The 17,108-nt window shown below is 67.2% G+C and carries 17 protein-coding genes; 13 read left to right on the top strand and 4 right to left on the bottom strand.

Annotated features, from left to right (window positions below):
* Window position 1 precedes the first annotated feature (1 nt).
* Window positions 2–319 (top strand): hypothetical protein, encoded by a 318-nt coding sequence (locus GLS40_RS04870; RefSeq protein WP_160381610.1) that lies wholly within the window; start codon window positions 2–4, stop codon window positions 317–319.
* Here the strand turns inward: GLS40_RS04870 and GLS40_RS04865 are convergent.
* The gene (locus tag GLS40_RS04865) at window positions 251–667 is read right to left on the bottom strand and encodes a DUF1499 domain-containing protein (protein ID WP_235905771.1); all 417 of its coding nucleotides are present in this window, start codon (window positions 665–667) and stop codon (window positions 251–253) included. The genes GLS40_RS04870 and GLS40_RS04865 overlap by 69 nt on opposite strands.
* 150 nt (window positions 668–817) lie before the next feature.
* Window positions 818–1,588 carry a FadR/GntR family transcriptional regulator gene (locus GLS40_RS04860; RefSeq protein ID WP_160381608.1) on the bottom strand — a complete coding sequence of 257 codons (771 nt, stop codon included), beginning with the start codon at window positions 1,586–1,588 and terminating at the stop codon, window positions 818–820.
* Between the two features lie 382 nt (window positions 1,589–1,970).
* Between GLS40_RS04860 and GLS40_RS04855 the strand changes: the two genes are divergently transcribed.
* From GLS40_RS04855 to GLS40_RS04835, 5 genes are all read left to right on the top strand, one after another.
* A complete protein-coding gene (locus tag GLS40_RS04855) occupies window positions 1,971–3,176 on the top strand; it encodes an acyl-CoA dehydrogenase family protein (protein ID WP_160381607.1) in 1,206 nt (401 codons plus the stop codon).
* The gene (locus GLS40_RS04850; RefSeq protein WP_160381606.1) at window positions 3,176–3,952 is read left to right on the top strand and encodes an enoyl-CoA hydratase/isomerase family protein; all 777 of its coding nucleotides are present in this window, start codon (window positions 3,176–3,178) and stop codon (window positions 3,950–3,952) included. The genes GLS40_RS04855 and GLS40_RS04850 overlap by 1 nt, the downstream gene beginning before the upstream one ends.
* A 97-nt stretch (window positions 3,953–4,049) precedes the next feature.
* Window positions 4,050–5,180, top strand: coding sequence for a thiolase family protein (locus tag GLS40_RS04845; protein ID WP_160381605.1), 1,131 nt, complete (start codon window positions 4,050–4,052; stop codon window positions 5,178–5,180).
* Window positions 5,177–5,584, top strand: coding sequence for a Zn-ribbon domain-containing OB-fold protein (locus tag GLS40_RS04840; protein ID WP_160381604.1), 408 nt, complete (start codon window positions 5,177–5,179; stop codon window positions 5,582–5,584). Before GLS40_RS04845 ends, GLS40_RS04840 begins: the two co-directional genes overlap by 4 nt.
* 325 nt (window positions 5,585–5,909) lie before the next feature.
* Window positions 5,910–7,904: a DEAD/DEAH box helicase gene (locus tag GLS40_RS04835; protein WP_160381603.1), complete on the top strand. Its 1,995-nt coding sequence runs from the start codon at window positions 5,910–5,912 to the stop codon at window positions 7,902–7,904.
* A gap of 27 nt (window positions 7,905–7,931) precedes the next feature.
* On the opposite strand, the gene GLS40_RS04830 is transcribed toward GLS40_RS04835, so the two are convergent.
* Both GLS40_RS04830 and GLS40_RS04825 read right to left on the bottom strand, forming a co-directional pair.
* Window positions 7,932–8,735: an enoyl-CoA hydratase gene (locus GLS40_RS04830; RefSeq protein ID WP_160381602.1), complete on the bottom strand. Its 804-nt coding sequence runs from the start codon at window positions 8,733–8,735 to the stop codon at window positions 7,932–7,934.
* Window positions 8,736–8,746: 11 nt separating this feature from the next.
* A complete protein-coding gene (locus tag GLS40_RS04825; RefSeq protein WP_160381601.1) occupies window positions 8,747–9,958 on the bottom strand; it encodes a CaiB/BaiF CoA transferase family protein in 1,212 nt (403 codons plus the stop codon).
* Between the two features lie 294 nt (window positions 9,959–10,252).
* On the opposite strand from GLS40_RS04825, the gene GLS40_RS04820 reads away from it, so the two are divergent.
* From GLS40_RS04820 to GLS40_RS04790, 7 genes are all read left to right on the top strand, one after another.
* Window positions 10,253–11,284, top strand: a complete 1,032-nt coding sequence (locus GLS40_RS04820) for an ABC transporter substrate-binding protein (protein ID WP_160381600.1) — start codon at window positions 10,253–10,255, stop codon at window positions 11,282–11,284.
* 85 nt (window positions 11,285–11,369) lie between these two features.
* Window positions 11,370–12,395: an ABC transporter substrate-binding protein gene (locus tag GLS40_RS04815; RefSeq protein WP_160381599.1), complete on the top strand. Its 1,026-nt coding sequence runs from the start codon at window positions 11,370–11,372 to the stop codon at window positions 12,393–12,395.
* 30 nt (window positions 12,396–12,425) lie between these two features.
* Complete coding sequence (locus GLS40_RS04810; RefSeq protein ID WP_160381598.1) at window positions 12,426–14,168, top strand: ABC transporter permease; 1,743 nt, start codon at window positions 12,426–12,428, stop codon at window positions 14,166–14,168.
* Entirely contained in the window at window positions 14,168–15,235 is a 1,068-nt protein-coding gene (locus GLS40_RS04805; RefSeq protein ID WP_160381597.1) for an ABC transporter ATP-binding protein, read from the top strand. The genes GLS40_RS04810 and GLS40_RS04805 overlap by 1 nt, the downstream gene beginning before the upstream one ends.
* Window positions 15,236–15,349: 114 nt before the next feature.
* Window positions 15,350–15,703, top strand: coding sequence for a hypothetical protein (locus GLS40_RS04800; RefSeq protein ID WP_160381596.1), 354 nt, complete (start codon window positions 15,350–15,352; stop codon window positions 15,701–15,703).
* Complete coding sequence (locus GLS40_RS04795) at window positions 15,700–16,323, top strand: DedA family protein (RefSeq protein WP_160381595.1); 624 nt, start codon at window positions 15,700–15,702, stop codon at window positions 16,321–16,323. Before GLS40_RS04800 ends, GLS40_RS04795 begins: the two co-directional genes overlap by 4 nt.
* Window positions 16,324–16,339: 16 nt before the next feature.
* The gene (locus GLS40_RS04790; RefSeq protein ID WP_160381594.1) at window positions 16,340–17,023 is read left to right on the top strand and encodes a M48 family metalloprotease; all 684 of its coding nucleotides are present in this window, start codon (window positions 16,340–16,342) and stop codon (window positions 17,021–17,023) included.
* Window positions 17,024–17,108 lie beyond the last annotated feature (85 nt).

The following is a 17,108-nucleotide window of genomic DNA, read 5'->3' as shown; positions in this document are numbered from 1 at the left end:
TATGACACGCTTCATCACCCTCGCAACCCCGCTTTCGGCCCTGCTGGCCGCGACCCTGCCCGCGCTGGCGGACGGGACGATGGGCGGCAAGGTCATCGACTGCTATTGCACCGACCGCTCCGGCGCCCGGGTCGAGCTGGGCGAGATGATCTGCCTGCAGGTCGACGGGCGCATGTTCACGGCGCAGTGCCAGATGTCGCTCAACGTGCCGATGTGGCGCGAGGTGCAGGATGGCTGCCTGTCGTCGCGCTCAGTCGTCGTCCCCGATCAGGACCTTCAGCCAGCCGTCGACACGGGCCTTGTTGACGCCCATATCTGACGTGCCGAAACGCGAGCGGGCCCAGATCTCAAGCTTGCCGTCGGCCATCAGCACCGTGGTGTAATCCGGAAATCCCCAGAAGGCCGAGCGCGTGACATAGGTCACCATCCCCGCCCGGACACTGCCCGCCAGCCAGCGCGTGCGCGGCCCGGACATGATGATTCCGTCCAGCCGCGCCAGCCCGTCGGGCCAGGTGGGCTGCAGGCGGCGCACGCCGTTTGGCAGGTCCTGGTTGCGGGTGACCTGCGGATCCACATGCCAGCGCAACGGGTCGGACGGCGCGAGGCGGACATAGGCCCCGAAGAGCACGACCAACAGCAGCACCGCTCCTGCAATCCAGATGATCATCCGCCGCATTCTCCCTGCACCATATCCTGCCAGGCCAGTCCGTTGTCCGGTTCCCCTCAGGACGTAGCGCCAAAACCCGACCTTCGCCAGTCCCGAGGCGCAGAGCGCCGCAGGGTCAGGCGGATACCGCCGCGCCCGGGGCACGGGCGTTCAGCGCGGGTTCAGCGGCGTGAGGTCGAATTCGCGCGGGTTCTTCTTGGCCAGCGTATCGGCATATCCGCGCAGGTGAAGATAGGTGCGCCGATAGGCCCGCTCTCCGTCCCGGGCGATGATCGACTCGAGGATCTTGCCATGCGCCTCGACCATCAGGCGCACATGTTCCTGCGAACCGTATTGCCCCATCACCCCGGCGCGGTGCTGGGTTTCGGTCAGCCCGATGGCGATGGCAACCAGCAGGTCGTTGTGGCTGGCGGCGAACATCTGCGAATGCCAGTCCAGGTTCAGCTGCACCAGCGCGCCCCGGTCGGCATTGCCGATCGCCTCGATCCTGGCGTTTATCGCGCGCATCGCCTCGATATCGTCATCGGTGCGCATGTCGCAGGCGATGCGGGCCAGCGCCGGTTCGATCACCATGCGGGCCTGCAAAAGGTGGTCGTTGGACACGCTGTCGCCGCCGATGAACAGTTCCAGCTGCCGCTGCACCGTCTGGTCCGAGGCGTTCTGCACCACGCTCACCCCCTTGCGGCCCGGCTTCTTGGGCGACAGAAGGCCCTCGATCTCCAGGATGCGGATCGCCTCGCGGACGGAGCCGCGCCCCAGGCCGGTGATCTCGACCAGGTCGCGCTCGGCCGGGAGCGGGTCGCCCACTTTCAGCTCGCCGGACAGGATCAGGCCGCGCAGCTCCTGCGCCAGGATCTCGTAGCGGCGCTGCACGGCTGTCTCGCCCCCGGCGCTGAACCGGATCGCAAGCGACTCTCTCAATGACTGCAGACTTCCTATGGGTTCTGGTCCCCGATTGCGGCCACAGGCGGCCCGATCTGTCCGGTTGTAGTGCGTCGGCCCATTGCGGAAATCAATGCTGCCGCCGCGGTGACACGGTCGCGGATGCCATATTGACACCCCGTTTCATTGGTCATACCAATTAATCGAGGCGGCACGCAACACCAACTATCGTGCCGGGGAGGACCCATCAGCGCACCGGATATCCCTCTGGTCTGCGGCGGCCCGTGCATGGGCGCCACGGCAGCGGGATGCCTGTGCCCTGCCCCACCCCATGCCGCCAGTTGAAGACCGCGCCGCCTGTCCGATCCGGGCCTGGCCCCGCGCGGGCGACGTGATGGATGAGAGCTTGGGAGTGATCTGAATGGACAGCTTTGTCGAAGGTTCCGGTGTCGAGGACACCGGGCGCGCATTCGGCGCCTGGCAGATGCCGGACGAATACCGCGAGTTGCAGGCGACGGTGCGCCGTTTCGTGCAGAACGACGTCAAGGCGGTCGAGGACACGCTGGAGCATGACGCCACCTTCTGCCCGCCCGACAAGCTGAAACCCTTGCAGGACAAGGCAAAATCGCTGGGCCTGTGGTGCGTGCGCACGCCCGTCGACTACGGCGGCGCGGGGCTGAACCTGCTGGGCCAGGCGGTCTGGGCCGAAGAGGCGAAACAGGTCCGTATGGGCCTCTACAACGCCGCATGCGGGGCCTTTGGCGCCGATCCGCCCAATGTGATCTGGGAAGGCAACCGCCAGCAGGTCGAAAAATACGGCCTGCCCGGGGTCGAAAAGGGCAGCAAATGCTTTGTCGCGATCTCGGAAAGTTCGGGCGGGGCCGATCCGGGCCGGGCGATCCAGCTCAAGGCCGAAAAGGTCGGCGGGAAATACATCCTCAACGGCTCCAAGATGTGGATCACCGGGGCGGCCAAGGCCGACTGGGGCATCGTCTATGCCCGCACCGGCGGGCGCGGGCGGTCCGGCATCTCGTCCTTCATCGTCGACCGGGACACCCCCGGCCTGACAATGAAGGAGATCCCCGTGATCCGGGCCTATTCGCCCTTTGAGCTGCATTTCGACAGTGTCGAGATCCCGGCCGAAAACCTGCTGGGCGAGGAAGGCGGCGGATTTCGCCTGGCCGAGAAATGGCTGGTCGACAACCGCATCCAGTATTCCGCCGGCACCATCGGCGTGGCCCAGGCGGCGCTGGATATCGCGGTGAAATGGGCCAAGGAGCGTGAAACCTTCGGCTCGGCCCTGGCCGACAAGCAGGCAATCCAGTGGATGCTGGCCGATAGCGAGATGGAGCTGCGCGCCGCCCGGCTGATCGTCTATGACGCCGCCTGGCGCGGCGATCTGGGGCAGGATTTCAAGCTGGAGGCCTCGATCGCCAAGGTCACCGCAACCGAAACCGCAGGCCGCGTGGTGGATCGCTGCATGCAGATCCTCGGCGGGCTGGGGGTGTCCAAGGAACTGCCGCTGGAACGCTGGTACCGCGAGCTGCGCATCCACCGTATCGGCGAGGGTCCGTCCGAGGTGCATCGCATGGTCGTCGCCCGCAACCTGCTGAACGGGAGGCGCTGATGTCCATCGACTGGACCCTCAGCCCCGAGGGCATCGCCACGATCACCATCAACCGGCCCGAGGCGATGAACGCGCTCGATGCCGATCACTACAAGGCGCTGTCGGCGGCCTGGATCGAGGTCCGCGACAACAAGGCCGTCCGCGTGGCCGTGGTGACCGGCGCGGGCGACAAGAGCTTTTGCGCCGGGGCCGACCTGAAATCGGTCGTGACGGTGCAGGCCGACTGGGCCGACAACTGGCTGACGCAGCGCGACCAGCTGCTCAACCGCGGGCTGGAGGTCTGGAAGCCGGTGATCGCCGCCGTGAACGGCTATTGCCTGGGCGGCGGGGTGACGATGCTTTACGGCACCGACATCCGCGTGGCCTCCGAAACCGCGACCTTTGGCCTGTCCGAGGTCAAGCGCGGCATCATCGCGGCCAATGGCGGCACGCAGCGGACCTTGAAGCAGCTGCCCTATTGCCTGGGGATGGAATTCCTGCTGACCGGCGACCGGATCGACGCGGCCACGGCCAGGGACTGGGGGCTGATCAACAAGGTGGTGCCGCCCGATCAGCTGATGGACGCGGCGCTGGACTATGCCGACCGGATCGCCGCCAACGGGCCGCTGGCGGTCCAGGCCTCCAAGGAGCTGGCGGTGCGCTCGTTCGACATGGATCTGACCACCGGGCTGCGGATGGAGGCGATGGTCTCGAGGGCCCTGCGCGAGACGGAGGACGCCAAGGAAGGGCCTAAGGCCTTCCGCGAGAAGCGCAAGCCGGAGTTCAAGGGGCGATGACTGGCATGGCCGTCGCATTGACGCTGATTTCCGAAACAATGAATCCGCAATGCCCCGTTCCATCCGCAAACTGTGAACAATCCCAAGGACCCCACCCATGACCCTCTCCGGCACATGCGTCATCGCCGGCATCGGGGCCACCGCCTTTGGCAAGCATCCCGGCCGCTCTTCGGTCTCGCTGAATGTCGAGGCGATCCGCGCGGCGCTGAGTGACGCCAGGGTGGACAAGGACCGGGTCGATGCGCTCTTCGTCAAGCCTCCGACCAGCGACTTCCAGATGCTCTACACGGTCAAGGTCGCCTCGGCCCTCGGCATCCAGCCCCGGATGGGCGGGGCCTGGGATCAGGGCGGCGCGGCCAATGCCACGCTGATCTCCATCGCCTGCATGGCGATCGAGGCGGGGCAGATCGACATCGCCGTCGTTTCCTTCGCCGACAATCCGCGCACCGGGAATGCCGCCGTCTATGCCAGGCCCCGGGGCGATGACAGCCTCTACGGCTGGTTCGGCACCCTCCCCGGCTATGCCATGATCATGCAGCGCCATATCGGTGAATTCAGAACCCCGCCCGAGGCCTTTGGTGCTATCGCCATGGCCGCGCGCAACCACGGCGTAAGGAACCCCAAGGCGCAGGTGCGGAACCCGCTGAACATGGACGACTACCTTGCCGCCGATCCGCTGGTCGCTCCGCTCAGGCGCGACGACTGCACCCTGATCTCGGACGGCGGCGGCGCGGTGGTGATCATGAGCGCGAAGAAGGCCGCCGAACTGGGCGTCGACGCGCCCGTCCCGATCCTCGGCTGGGGCTACGGGCAGACCTTCTACGAGGTCGCCTATCGCCGCGACATGACCAGCACGATGGCCCAAACCTCGGGCGCGACCGCGCTGAAGATGGCGGGCCTGACCCCGCAGGATGTCGATTGCGTGCAGATCTACGACTGCTTCACCATCGCCGCGCTGATGACGCTGGAGGACTACGGTTTCTGCCAGAAAGGCCAGGCGGCCGATTTCGTCAAGGATGGCGCGCTGATGCAGGACGGGGCCCTGCCCTTCAACACCTCGGGCGGGCTGCTGTCGGAAACCGGGATGCCGGGGATGCAGCTGATCCACGAGGGCGTGCGCCAGATGCGCGGCACCTCGGTCAACCAGGTCAAGGGGGCGGGCAACGTGGTGATTTCCAATCAGGGGGGCGTGATGCAGACCCATTCCACACTGGTGCTGGGCCAATGAGCGCCGAGGTGAAGCCCGACCGCACCGGCCCCGCCGGGGCCTTCTGGTCCGCGCTCGACGGCGGGCGGCTGGAGTTCCAGCGCTGCCGCGCCTGCGGGGCGGCCCAGCTTCCGGCGCGCGAGGAATGCACCGCCTGCCTCTCGCCCGATCTGGCTTGGGAGGCGGCACAGGGCGGCGCGACGCTGATCTCCTGGGTCGTCTACCACCGCCCGTATCACGAGGCGTTCAAGGACCGGATTCCCTATAACGTTGCGGTGGTGGAACTGGACGAGGGGCCGCGGCTGATCTCGAACATCCTCGCCCCGAACGACTCGCTCAGGATCGACATGCCCCTGAGGCTGGAGCTGGGCGAAAGCTTCGGCCAGACCATCCCGCAGTTCCGGCCACGGGTCCCCACCGGCTGAGCCCGCCCCGTCCACGTCCCCACGTCCCCGCCTTGTGCGGGGACCCGGCGGGACCTGGGCACAACCGCTCCCCACGCCAGACCCGACCCAATCCGGCCCGCCCTGAACCAAGGTCAGCCGCCCCACGTCCCCCCGCGTCCCCGCCTTGCGCGGGGACCTCACCGCGCCGGGCACGGGCGCGGCGCCCGCGCGGGCCCCGAAAACGCCTGCCCGCGATAATCCCCATATACATTGCCCCCGTGTTGCGTTAGGAGGCGCGTTTTCACCCGTCGCCATGACGGGAGGCGGTGCGGCGCATCGCCCACAGACGCGAAACGGTTTCCTGATGATCCAGACCCTGTCCGATGCGCTCGCCGAGCGTGGTTACGACACCATGACCCCCGTCCAGCTGGCGGTCACCGACCCGGCGCTCGACGCGGCCGACCTGCTGGTTTCGGCCCAGACCGGATCGGGCAAGACGGTGGGCTTCGGGCTGGCCATCGGCCCCTCGATCCTGGACGAGGCGGGCAAGCTCGGCCATGCGGCCTCGCCCCTGGCGCTGGTGATCGCCCCGACGCGGGAACTGGCCTTTCAGGTGGCACGCGAACTCGGCTGGCTTTACGCGCGCACCGGCGCCCGGGTCGCCACCTGCGTCGGCGGCATGGACATGCGCGACGAACGGCGCGCGCTGGAGCGCGGCGCGCATATCGTCGTCGGCACGCCCGGCCGGCTGCGCGACCACATCCAGCGCGGATCGCTGGACATGAGCGCCCTGCGCGCCGTGGTGCTGGACGAGGCGGACGAGATGCTCGACCTCGGCTTTCGCGAGGATCTGGAATTCATGCTGGGCGAAGCGCCCGAGGACCGGCGCACCCTGCTCTTTTCCGCCACCGTGCCGCCGATGATCGCCACCCTGGCGCAGAAGTACCAGCGCGAGGCGGTCCGCGTGACCACCCTGTCCGACACCCGCCAGCATGCCGACATCGCCTATCAGGCCCTGCGCGTCGCCCAGCAGGATGCCGAGAACGCGATCATCAACGTGCTGCGGTTCCACGAGGCGCAGAACGCCATCGTCTTTGCCAACACCCGCGCCGCCGTGAACCGGCTGGCCGCGCGCTTTGGCAACCGGGGCTTTGCGGTTGTCACCCTGTCCGGAGAGCTCAGCCAGGCGGAACGCAGCCACGCCCTGCAGGCGATGCGCGACGGGCGGGCCCGGGTCTGCGTGGCCACCGACGTGGCGGCGCGCGGCATCGACCTGCCGAACCTGGAGCTGGTGGTGCATGCCGAACTGCCGACCAACTCCGAGGGCCTGCTGCACCGGTCGGGCCGCACCGGGCGCGCCGGACGCAAGGGAATCTCGGCGCTGATCGTGCCGCCCAAGATGGTCAAACGGGCCGAACGCCTGCTGAAGACCGCGCGCGTGACCGCCGAATGGATCGCCGCCCCCGGCGCCGACGAGATCCTGCGCAAGGACGAGGAACGCCTGCTGGGCGATCCGGTCTGGGACGAAGAGGTGACGGAGGAGGCCGCGGCCTTTGCCGACCGTCTGCTGGGCCTGCACGATGCCCGCGCGATTGCCGCCGCCTATCTCAGGCTCTACCGCGCGCGCCATTCCGCACCCGAGGATCTGGCCGATCCCGACACCCGCGCCCCGCGCCCCGAGCGCGCCCCCTTTGGCCCCAGCCGCTGGTTCGCCCTGTCCGTCGGGCGCGACGACCGGGCGGAACCGCGCTGGCTGCTGCCGCTGATCTGCCGGTCCGCCGGGCTGGACAAGGACGCCATCGGCGCGATCCGCGTGCAGCAGAGCGAGACATTTGTCGAACTGACCGAGGTGGCCGCGACGTCCTTTGTCGCCGCGCTCGGCGATGACGGCACGCTGGAGGAAGGCGTTTCGGCCCGCCCGGTCGACGGCCCGCCCGCAGGCGGACGCGCCCCCGCCGCAACCCCGGCCCGCAAGCCCGCGGCCGCCGCGCCCCGGACCTATGCGCCGAAATCGGACTATTCCAGACCCCAGGAGGCCCCCGCCCGCAGCGAGCCCCCCCAGGATGCGCCCGAGCCGATGCGCCCCGGCGGGGTCAAGGCCTACAAGCCCAAGGGCCAGTTCCAGGGCCCGGCAAAATCCGCAGCCAAATCCGCGCCCAAAGGTGCGCCGGGCAAGTCGGCGAGCCGCAGCGACGGCGGGTTCGACCGCCCGGTGCGCGCCGGTGGCAAGGGCAAGTCCGGCCCCGCCAAATCGGGCCCGGCCAAGGACCGGTCCCCCGCCCCGGCCGCGCGGCGCGGCGGGACCAAGGCGGTCTGGGGCGCATCGAAAGGCCCGGGGAAATCCGGCGGCAAGTCCTGACACCGGACCCCGCCACCGGACAGGCGCTCAGGTCCCGGTAAAGACCGGCTTGCGCTTTTCCATGAAGGCGCGGCGCCCCTCGGCATAATCGGCCGAATTCATCGCCTCGGTCTGCAGGGCCGCCAGCCGGTCGAGATCGCGGTCGGCCTCGTTCCGGCCCATCTCGCGAATCGCCTGCTTGGTGCCGTTGATCGACAGGGGCGCGTTGCCCGCGATGGTTTCGGCATAGTTGCGCACCACGGCGTCCAGCTCCTCCACCGGCGTGACCTCTTCGATCAGGCCCATGCGCAGCGCCTCGGCCGCCGGATAGCGGAAGCCCGAAAAGAGGATCTTCTTGGCATTGCCCGGTCCGACAAGCTCCTTCAGCAGTCTGATCCCGTCATAGGGGTAGACAATCGACAGCTTGGCCGCCGGGATGCCGAACTGGCTGTCCTCCGAGGCGATGCGGAAATCCGCCGCCAGCGCCACCGCCAGCCCGCCGCCGATGCAATAGCCCCGGATCTTGGCGATCAGCGGCTTGTCGAGCATGGCGAGCATCTTGCGCGAATGGCCCGCGATCCGGTTGTATTCGGCCGAGGCTTCGGCATTGCTGCGGTGTTTCTCGAATTGCGAGATATCGGCGCCCGAGACAAAGGCGCGATCCCCCGCGCCCTGCATCACGACCACGCGCACCTCGTCATCCGCTCCAAAGGACTCCAGCACCTCGCCGGTGGCCTGCCACATGTCCAGCGACATGGCGTTGCGTTTTTCGGGCTGGTTGAAGGTCAGCCAGCCGATCCCGTCGCCCTTGGCGGCCAGGATGCGGGGGCTGCTGGTTTCCAGGTTCTGCATGTGAGGCTCCCTCAGATCACGTTGCGGGCGCGCAGGCCCGCGATCTCGTCCGCGCCCAGGCCCAGGGCGCCCAGCACGTCGTCGGTGTGCTGGCCGCGATCCGGTGCGGCGCTGGCGATCTCGCGATCCGTGCCGGTCATCTGCAGCGGCGAGGCGACGATGTTGATCGCGCCGATCTCCGGATGGGTGACGCTCTTGGACAGGCCCAGATGCTGCACCTGCGGGTCGGCAAAGGTCTGGTCGATGGAGTTGATCGGACCGCAGGGCACGCCCACCTCCATCAGCGCATCGACCCAGTGGGCGGATGTCTGCAGGCGCGTCTTTTCGGCGATCAGGGCGTTCAGCCCGACCCGGTTCGCGGACCGGCTCTTGCCGTCGACAAAGCGCGGATCGGCGATCAGCGCCTCCAGCCCCGCCGCATGGGCAAAGCGTTCCCACAACCGCTGGCCCGAGGCCGCGATGTTGATATTGCCGTCGCTGGTGGGAAAGACCCCGGTCGGGATGCCGGTCGGGTGGTCGTTGCCCGCCTGCTGCGGCACCGTGCCATCCATCGTCCAGCGCGAGCCCTGAAAGTCGAGCATCGCCACCATCGCCTCGAGCAGCGAGGTGGTGACCCAGCGTCCCTGCCCCGTCGCCTCGCGGTCGAACAGCGCCATCATGATCCCCATCGCCAGGTAGCCCCCGGCGCAGAGATCGGCAATCGGGATGCCCACGCGCACCGGCCCCTGCCCCGGCAGCCCGGTGATCGACATCAGCCCGCCCATGCCCTGGGCGATCTGGTCGACCCCGCCGCGCGTGGCATAGGGCCCGTCCTGCCCGAAGCCCGAGATCGAGCCGTAGACGATCCCCGGATTCACCTTGCGCACCGACTCGTAATCGACGCCGAGCCGGGCCTTGACCGAAGAGCGCATGTTCTCGACGATCACGTCGGCCTCTGCGGCGAGCTTCATGAAGAGCGCCAGCCCCTCCTCGCTTTTCAGGTTCAGCGTGATCGCCCGCTTGTTGCGGTGCAGGTTCTGGAAGTCCGATCCGTGCCGCGTGGCGCCCGTCGGGTCCGATCCGGCATCCGCCGCCGGAGGCTCGATCCGGATCACGTCGGCGCCCCAGTCCGCCAGGTGCCGCACGGCGGTTGGCCCCGCCCGGGCAAGCGTCAGGTCGATCACCTTGATTCGCGCCAGCGGTTTTCCCGCACGGGCATCCGCCCCGGTCCATGCGCCTGCCATGTCGTACCTCCCTGGTTTTCACGGTTGAGGCATATTGGTCCGACCAAAGAAGGCACACAACCGGAATCCACTTCAGATATGAGTTGTCATGACAGCATACCAAATATACCTTGACAGAAATCGCACCCCCGTCAGTATGGTCATACCAAAAAATGACGGCGATGGTCAGACAAAGCGGCGCCCGGGAAAGCGCGGGGTTCGAACTCCGCCGGGAGCGTCTGAAATCCGCAGGCCAGCACCGTCCGGTACGGCGAGACGCGACAGAACCGCGCCGCCCTGATGGGAGGAGACCCGATGAAGAGAATTCTGACAACGGCTGCATTTGTACTGTCCGCCGCAACCGCCCCGGTTGCCGCCGCGGACATGTCGCCCGAAGTGCAGGCCCTCTACGAGAAAGCCAAGGAAGAAGGGGAATTGACGTGGTATGTGGCCCAGTTCTCGACCGGTCTGGCCGAAGACATGGGCGCCATTTTCACCGAGAAATACCCCGGCGTGAAGGTCAATGTGATCCGCGCCACGGGCCAGGTCGTCTATGCCCGTCTGGCCCAGGACATCCGTGCCGGCGTGGCCCAGGCGGACGTGTTCAGCGGCTCTGACCTCGGCCACCTCTACGAGCTGAAGAAACAGGGCCAACTGCTTGAATTCACGCCCCCGGATGCCGATGGTGTGCGCGCTCCGTTCAAGGACATGCAGCCCGGGTTTTGGTATGCCACGACCGCGAACCCCTCGGTTATGGCCTATAACACCGACCAGGTGTCGGCCGAGGACGCGCCCACCAACTGGGACGATCTGACCGATCCGAAGTGGAAGGGCAAGCTGGCGATCACGCATCCGGGCTTCTCCGGCTCCGCCGGATCCTGGGCGGTGCTGATGAAGAAACTCTACGGTGACGAGTTCTTCATCGGTCTGCGCGACAACGACCCCTATATCGGCCGCTCTATGATCGACCCGCCGACCGTGATCGCCGCCGGGGAACGCGCCGTGGGCATCGCCGTCTTCTCGGTTGCCGTGCGCAACAAGCTGGCGGGTAACCCGATCGAGATCGTGTACCCGACCGACGGGGCGAAACTGACCTTTGGCGGGACGGCCGTGCTGTCATCCGCGCCGCACCCCAATGCCGGCCAGTTGTTCGTCAACTTCCTGCTCGGGCCCGAGGCCTCGCAGCGGCAGGTCGAAAACGGGCTGCTGCCGGTCAGCAAGGACGTCGCACCGCCCGAGGGCGTGCGCTCGCTCGAGGAAATCCCGATTGCGGATCTGAGCGAGGAAGAAGTCATCGAAGGCGTGCAGCCCATCATTGAAGAATGGCGCGACATCTTCGGCGGCTGAAAGCTGCATGACGGTTTCCGGCCGGGTGCACCGGCCGGAAATCAAGGACGCGGGCCCGGCGATACGGGCACAGGGAGGAACTACCATGCATTACACGAGACTGGCAGCGGCCGTCCTCGGCGCCTTTGTCGCGACCGGGGCTTCGGCCCAGACTTCGACCGACGAGCTGTACGAAAAGGCCAAGGCAGAGGGCGAGGTGACATGGTATGTCGCCCAGTTCACCACCAGCATCGCCGAAGACATCGGCCAGGACTTCACCAATGCCTATCCGGGCGTGAATGTGAACGTGATCCGTGCGACGGGTCAGGTCGTCTATTCGCGGCTGGCGCAGGATCTGCGCAACGGCGTGGCGCAGGCCGACGTGTTCAGCGGCAGCGACCAGACCCATCTGATCTCGCTCAAGGAAGAGGGCAACCTGCTGCAGTTCTCGCCCGAGAACGGGCCGAAACTGCGCAAGCCCTACCTGGATTTCGAACCCGACGGCTATTGGTACACGACCTCGGCCAACCCCACCGTCATGGCCTATAACACCGACCTGGTGACGGCCGAGGAGGCGCCGACCAACTGGACCGGCCTCGTCGATCCGAAGTGGAAAGGCAAGGTTGCGATGTCCCATCCGGGGTTCAGCGGCTCCACCGGGTCCTGGGCCGTGCTGATGCGCCGCCTCTACGGCGACGAGTTCTTCGAACAGCTCGAAGCCAACGACCCGCTGATCGGGCGTTCGCTGTCCGACCCGCCCAATACGCTGGTTGCAGGTGAACGCGCCATCGGCATCGGCACCCTCGCCACGGTCACCCGGCTCAAGAACGCCGGCAACCCGATCGAGATCATCTATCCCGAAGACGGCGCCAAGCTGACCCTGAGCGGCACCGCCATACCGGCCAATGCGCCCCATCCCAATGCGGCACAGCTGTTCGTCAATTACCTTCTCAGCGAACGCGCCTCGGATCTGATGGTGACCTACGGCCTGCAGCCGATGCGGCCCGAAGTGGCACCTCCGCCCGGAGCCAAGGCGATCGACGAAATCAACCTCGCCTCGCCCACGCAGGACGAGCTGATCAACGGCGTGCAGCCGGTGATCGAGCTCTGGCGGCGCGTGTTCGGCGCCTAGGCCCAAGAGTCGAAGGAGACTATTCCGTCCATGACCGACAATGTCACCCCATACGTCGGAAGCGCGGCAGGGAACCGGGGCTATATGCGCCGGTTCCTCAACCTGGAGCCGATCAATCTGCTCTGGGCGCTGCTTTTCCTTGTCCTGATCGTCCTCGTCGTCGGACCGATCGGCTTTCTGATCAAGGTGAGTTTCCAGGAGGGCGGCAACGGCTCCTTCACCCTGGACAACTACCTGGAGGCCTATGGCCGCTGGCGCTATCTGCAGGCGCTGATCAATTCCTGCCTGCTGGGGGCCTGCACGGCCCTGCTCTGCGTCATCTTCGCGGTGCCCATGGCCTGGGCCGTGTCGCGCACCAACATGCCGGCCAAGTGGTTCGCCTGGGCCTCGGTCCTGGGCGCCTTCATCCTGCCGCCCTATCTGACCTCGATCGGCTGGATCCTCATCGCGGGCCCGAATTCGGGCTGGCTGAACGAGGGGTGGAGATGGCTGACCGGCGCGGAAACGCCCCTGTTCAACATCTACAGCTTCTTCGGCATCGTGCTGATGATCGCGCTGAACGCCTTTCCGTTCATCTTCCTGTTCACCAAGGCCGGGCTCGACATGATCTCGACCGAGATGGAAGAGGCGGCGGCAATCCTCGGCTCGCCCACCTGGTACACCTCGCTCAAGATCACGCTGCCGCTGGTCTGGCCGTCGATCCTGGGGGGCATCATCATCGTCTTCCTTGAATCCATCGCGCTTTTCGGCGTGCCCGCCATCCTGGGTATCCCGGCGCGGATCAACCTGGTCACAACGCAGCTGTTCCAGTTCTTCGGCTACCCCTTCAAGATGGAGGTCGCCGCCGCCTATGCGATGCCGCTGCTGCTGATCACCATCTCGCTGATCTGGGTGCAGCGTCTGCTTCTCAACCGCAAAGGGTTTGTCACCCAGACCGGCAAGGGCGGCGAACGGCGCGAGCTGGATATCGGCAAGTGGAAATGGGTCCTGCTGGCCTGGTGCGGCTTCGTCGGCGCGCTGGCGATGTACCTGCCCGGCTATACCATGGTCGTCGCCTCGTTCTCCGAGGCCTGGGGCAAGGGCATGTCCGCCTCGAACCTGACGCTGGCGAACTACTATGACGTGCTCTTCGTCTCGCGCCTGACGCAGGAGGCGATCGTGAACTCGTTCTACTTCGCCGGCGTGGCGGCCTGTGGCGCGCTCACCATCGCGCTCTGCGTGGCCTATGTGGTCACGCGCAAGCTGGTGCCCTTTGCCAATGTGCTGGCCTTCCTGTGCATGGCGCCCTTCGTGATCCCCGGCATCGTGCTGGCCATCGGCTTCTACGCGGCCTATGCGCCGCCGCCGCTTGGCCTTTACGGCACCTCGGCGATCATCATCGTGGCCTTCATCGCCCGCTTCCTGCCGATTTCCTACGGCACGGCGGCGGCGGGGATGCGCTCCATCAACCCCGAGATGGAGGAAGCGGTGCGCGTCCTCGGCGGCGGTCGCCTGACGGCGATCCGTTACGTCGTGGCGCCATTGCTGAAAAAGACCCTCTTCGCCGGCTTCCTGCTGGTGTTCATCCCGGCAACCCGCGAGCTGTCGGCGGCGATCTTCTTGGTCGGCCCTTCGTCCCGCGTGATGTCGGTTCTGATCTTCGACATGACCGAGGAAGGCCGCTTCGAAGCGGTTGCGGCTATCGGCTGCATCATCCTGGTCACCACCACCTTCTTCGTCTGGCTGGGTTTCAAGCTGGTTGGACGCGACTTCATGATGAGGACGAACCACTGATGGCAAAGCTCGACCTGAACGGCATCACCAAGCTCTACGGAGAGGCCCGGGCCGTTGACGATGTGAACCTGTCGATCGAGGAAGGCGAGTTCGTCTCGCTCCTCGGGCCCTCGGGCTGCGGCAAGACGACAACCCTGCGCATGATCGCGGGCTTCATGCGGCCCTCAAGCGGCACGATCACGATGGAGGGGCGCGAGCTGTCCTCGGCCCGCACCTCTCTGCCACCGGAACGGCGCGACATGTCGATGATCTTCCAGTCCTACGCGATCTGGCCGAACATGACCGTCGCGCAGAACGTCGGATTTGGCCTGAAGCTGCGCAAGTTCTCGAAATCCGAGATCGACAGGCAGGTGATGGAGATCCTGCGCGTCACCAAGATGGATCACCTGGCCGACCGCTACCCGGCCGAACTGTCGGGCGGTCAGCAGCAGCGGGTGGCGCTGGCGCGGGCCATCGTGGTGAAACCCGGCGTGCTGCTGCTGGACGAACCGCTGTCGAACCTCGACGCCAACCTGCGCGAGGAAATGCGGTTCGAGATCCGGCGCCTGCACGACGAATTCGGCATCACCACCGTCTATGTCACCCATGACCAGGGCGAGGCGATGGTCGCCTCGGACCGGATCGCGGTGATGAACGCGGGGCGGATCGAACAGATCGACACGCCCTTCGACCTCTACAACAAGCCGCGCAGCCATTTCGTGGCCAGCTTCATCGGGCGGACGAACCTGATCACCGGCAAGCAGGTCGGCGGGGCCTTCGAATTCGATGGCTTCCGGCTGGACGCAGGGGCCTTCCCGGCCGAAACCGCCGCGCGCACCGGGATGGTGGATTTCTCGGTCCGCCCGCAGCTGCTGCGCCTCTTGCCCGAGGGCTCTCAGCCCAATGGCAAACCGGCGGTGCAGGCGGTGGTCGACGAACGCTCCTACCTGGGCGAGAACTGGGATTACCTGGTGCGCCCGGCCGGGACCGGCAAGGCGCTGCGCGTCTCGGCCCTGCCCTCGGACCGGCACGAGGTCGGCGCGACCGTGATGCTGGAATTCGACCCGGAGCAGATGGTCGCCCTCTGATCCGGCGCGGGCCGCAGCGCCGGCCCGCGACACCATGCCCGTTCCGCGCGCCCCGCGCGCGCTGGACCGCGCCGGCACCCGGGTCCATGCTGTCCCGGGTACCGGAGCGCAATGATGTCTCGCCTCGCCAGCCTTGGCCGGATCGTCCGGCTGCATCCCGTCGCCTCGGCCGCCTTTGGTCTGGCCGCCTGCTTCGTGCTGCTTTTCGCCGTCCGGCTGGTGCTGATCACGGTGCATTTCGCCGACCCCGCCAACCGCCGGTCCGAGCCGCAGCCCTGGATGACGCCGCGCTATGTCGCCATGTCCTGGCAGCTGCCGCCCGATGCGGTCGCGGCCGCGCTCAAGGTGCCGCCCGACGCGCCCCGCCGCCCCACGATCGAAGGCATCGCCCGCCTGCGCGGCGTGCCCGTGGCGCAGGTCATCGCGGAACTTGAGGCATACCTCGCCACCCAGGGCCGCGCGGAATGACCGACTGGCTGATCGAGATGCTTGTCCGCCACGGCGCCCCGATCCTGATGCTGGTGACCTTCCTGTCCTGCCTCGCCCTGCCGGTCCCCGCCTCGCTGGCCATGCTGGCCGCCGGCGCCTTTTCGGCCACCGGCGATCTGACAACCGGATCGGTGGCCGGCGCGGCCTTTGGCGGGGCGGTGCTGGGCGATCAGACCGGCTATGCCATCGGCCGCGCCGCCCGCCAGCCGTTGCTGCGCCGGATCGCGGGGCGCCCCGGCTCTGCCCGCCTTTACGACCGGGCGCGGCACATGATCGAGGATCACGGCGGCACCGGCATCTTCCTGTCGCGCTGGCTGTTTTCCCCCATCGGACCCTATGCCAATTTCGCCGCCGGGATCGCCCGGCTGGGGCATCTGCGCTTCACTCTCTGGGGCGCATTGGGCGAGGCCGTGTGGGTCCTGCTCTACGTCGGCCTTGGCCGCGCCTTCGCCGACGACCTGACGATGGCCGCGCAGATGGCCCAGGATCTGGGCGGGCTGACCATCGCATTGGGGATCCTCGCAGTGGCGGGGTTGTGGATTTCACGCTCGATGCGGCGGCATCGGCGTCACCGTGCCAGTTGCCCCGGGCGCGGATAGCAACCATATCCCTGACATGCTGCGCTTCACCCCGATCCTACTGGCCATCCTCTACGCGATTGTCGCCTACCGCTTTTCGGTCTGGCGCACCAAGCGCGAACTTGACGCGCGCTCGACCGAGCTGGCGGACCCCGAGCTGGCCCGCCCCATCGCCCGGCTGGCCAAGGCGCTCGACCTGCCGCGCATCCGCGTGCACATCTACGAGATCGACCCGGTCAACGGCCTGGCGGCGCCCGACGGGCGCATCTTTCTGACCCGCGGCTTCTACGCCAAGTTCCGCGCCGGAGAGGTCACGGCGGAAGAGATCACATCGGTTGTCGCCCATGAGCTCGGCCATGTGGCGCTTGGCCATTCCCGCCGCCGGATGATCGACTTTTCCGGCCAGAATGCGATCCGCGCCGCCCTTGGCATGGTGCTGGGGCGGATCATCCCCTTTGTCGGCTACTACATCGCCGGGTTCATCACCTCGCTGCTGGCCGCCCGCCTGTCGCGCGGCGACGAATACGAGGCCGATGCCTATGCCGCCGCCCTGCTGACCAAGGCCGGCATCGGCACCGCGCCGCAGAAATCCCTGTTCCGCAAGCTTGAGGCGCTGACCGGCGCGCGCGGATCGGCCCCCGCCTGGCTGCTCAGCCACCCGCAAACCGCCGAGCGCATCGCGGCCATCGACCGCCTCGAACTCGGCTGGTCGGAAAAATGACCCGGCCGGGGGTCTTGCGGTTACCGAAAGAAACCACTTAGTTCAGTTCTGCGGGCGCGGTCCCGCCGCACCTGCCCGGCCCCGC

The organism is Pseudooceanicola pacificus, assembly GCF_009789075.1.
GTDB classification, from domain to species: Bacteria; Pseudomonadota; Alphaproteobacteria; order Rhodobacterales; family Rhodobacteraceae; genus Pseudooceanicola; species Pseudooceanicola pacificus.
The sequence above is the reverse complement of the archived record's forward strand: the minus strand, read 5'-3'. Positions and strand labels throughout refer to the sequence as shown.

Coding starts and splice junctions, on each gene's coding strand:
- GLS40_RS04830 (WP_160381602.1), bottom strand. CDS start 8,735: ATGCAGAACCTGGAAACCAGCAGCCCCCGCATCCTGGCCGCCAAGGGC.
- GLS40_RS04835 (WP_160381603.1), top strand. CDS start 5,910: ATGATCCAGACCCTGTCCGATGCGCTCGCCGAGCGTGGTTACGACACC.
- GLS40_RS04825 (WP_160381601.1), bottom strand. CDS start 9,958: ATGGCAGGCGCATGGACCGGGGCGGATGCCCGTGCGGGAAAACCGCTG.
- GLS40_RS04820 (WP_160381600.1), top strand. CDS start 10,253: ATGAAGAGAATTCTGACAACGGCTGCATTTGTACTGTCCGCCGCAACC.
- GLS40_RS04865 (WP_235905771.1), bottom strand. CDS start 667: ATGATCATCTGGATTGCAGGAGCGGTGCTGCTGTTGGTCGTGCTCTTC.
- GLS40_RS04845 (WP_160381605.1), top strand. CDS start 4,050: ATGACCCTCTCCGGCACATGCGTCATCGCCGGCATCGGGGCCACCGCC.
- GLS40_RS04810 (WP_160381598.1), top strand. CDS start 12,426: ATGACCGACAATGTCACCCCATACGTCGGAAGCGCGGCAGGGAACCGG.
- GLS40_RS04790 (WP_160381594.1), top strand. CDS start 16,340: ATGCTGCGCTTCACCCCGATCCTACTGGCCATCCTCTACGCGATTGTC.
- GLS40_RS04800 (WP_160381596.1), top strand. CDS start 15,350: ATGTCTCGCCTCGCCAGCCTTGGCCGGATCGTCCGGCTGCATCCCGTC.
- GLS40_RS04870 (WP_160381610.1), top strand. CDS start 2: ATGACACGCTTCATCACCCTCGCAACCCCGCTTTCGGCCCTGCTGGCC.
- GLS40_RS04805 (WP_160381597.1), top strand. CDS start 14,168: ATGGCAAAGCTCGACCTGAACGGCATCACCAAGCTCTACGGAGAGGCC.
- GLS40_RS04850 (WP_160381606.1), top strand. CDS start 3,176: ATGTCCATCGACTGGACCCTCAGCCCCGAGGGCATCGCCACGATCACC.
- GLS40_RS04795 (WP_160381595.1), top strand. CDS start 15,700: ATGACCGACTGGCTGATCGAGATGCTTGTCCGCCACGGCGCCCCGATC.
- GLS40_RS04855 (WP_160381607.1), top strand. CDS start 1,971: ATGGACAGCTTTGTCGAAGGTTCCGGTGTCGAGGACACCGGGCGCGCA.
- GLS40_RS04815 (WP_160381599.1), top strand. CDS start 11,370: ATGCATTACACGAGACTGGCAGCGGCCGTCCTCGGCGCCTTTGTCGCG.
- GLS40_RS04840 (WP_160381604.1), top strand. CDS start 5,177: ATGAGCGCCGAGGTGAAGCCCGACCGCACCGGCCCCGCCGGGGCCTTC.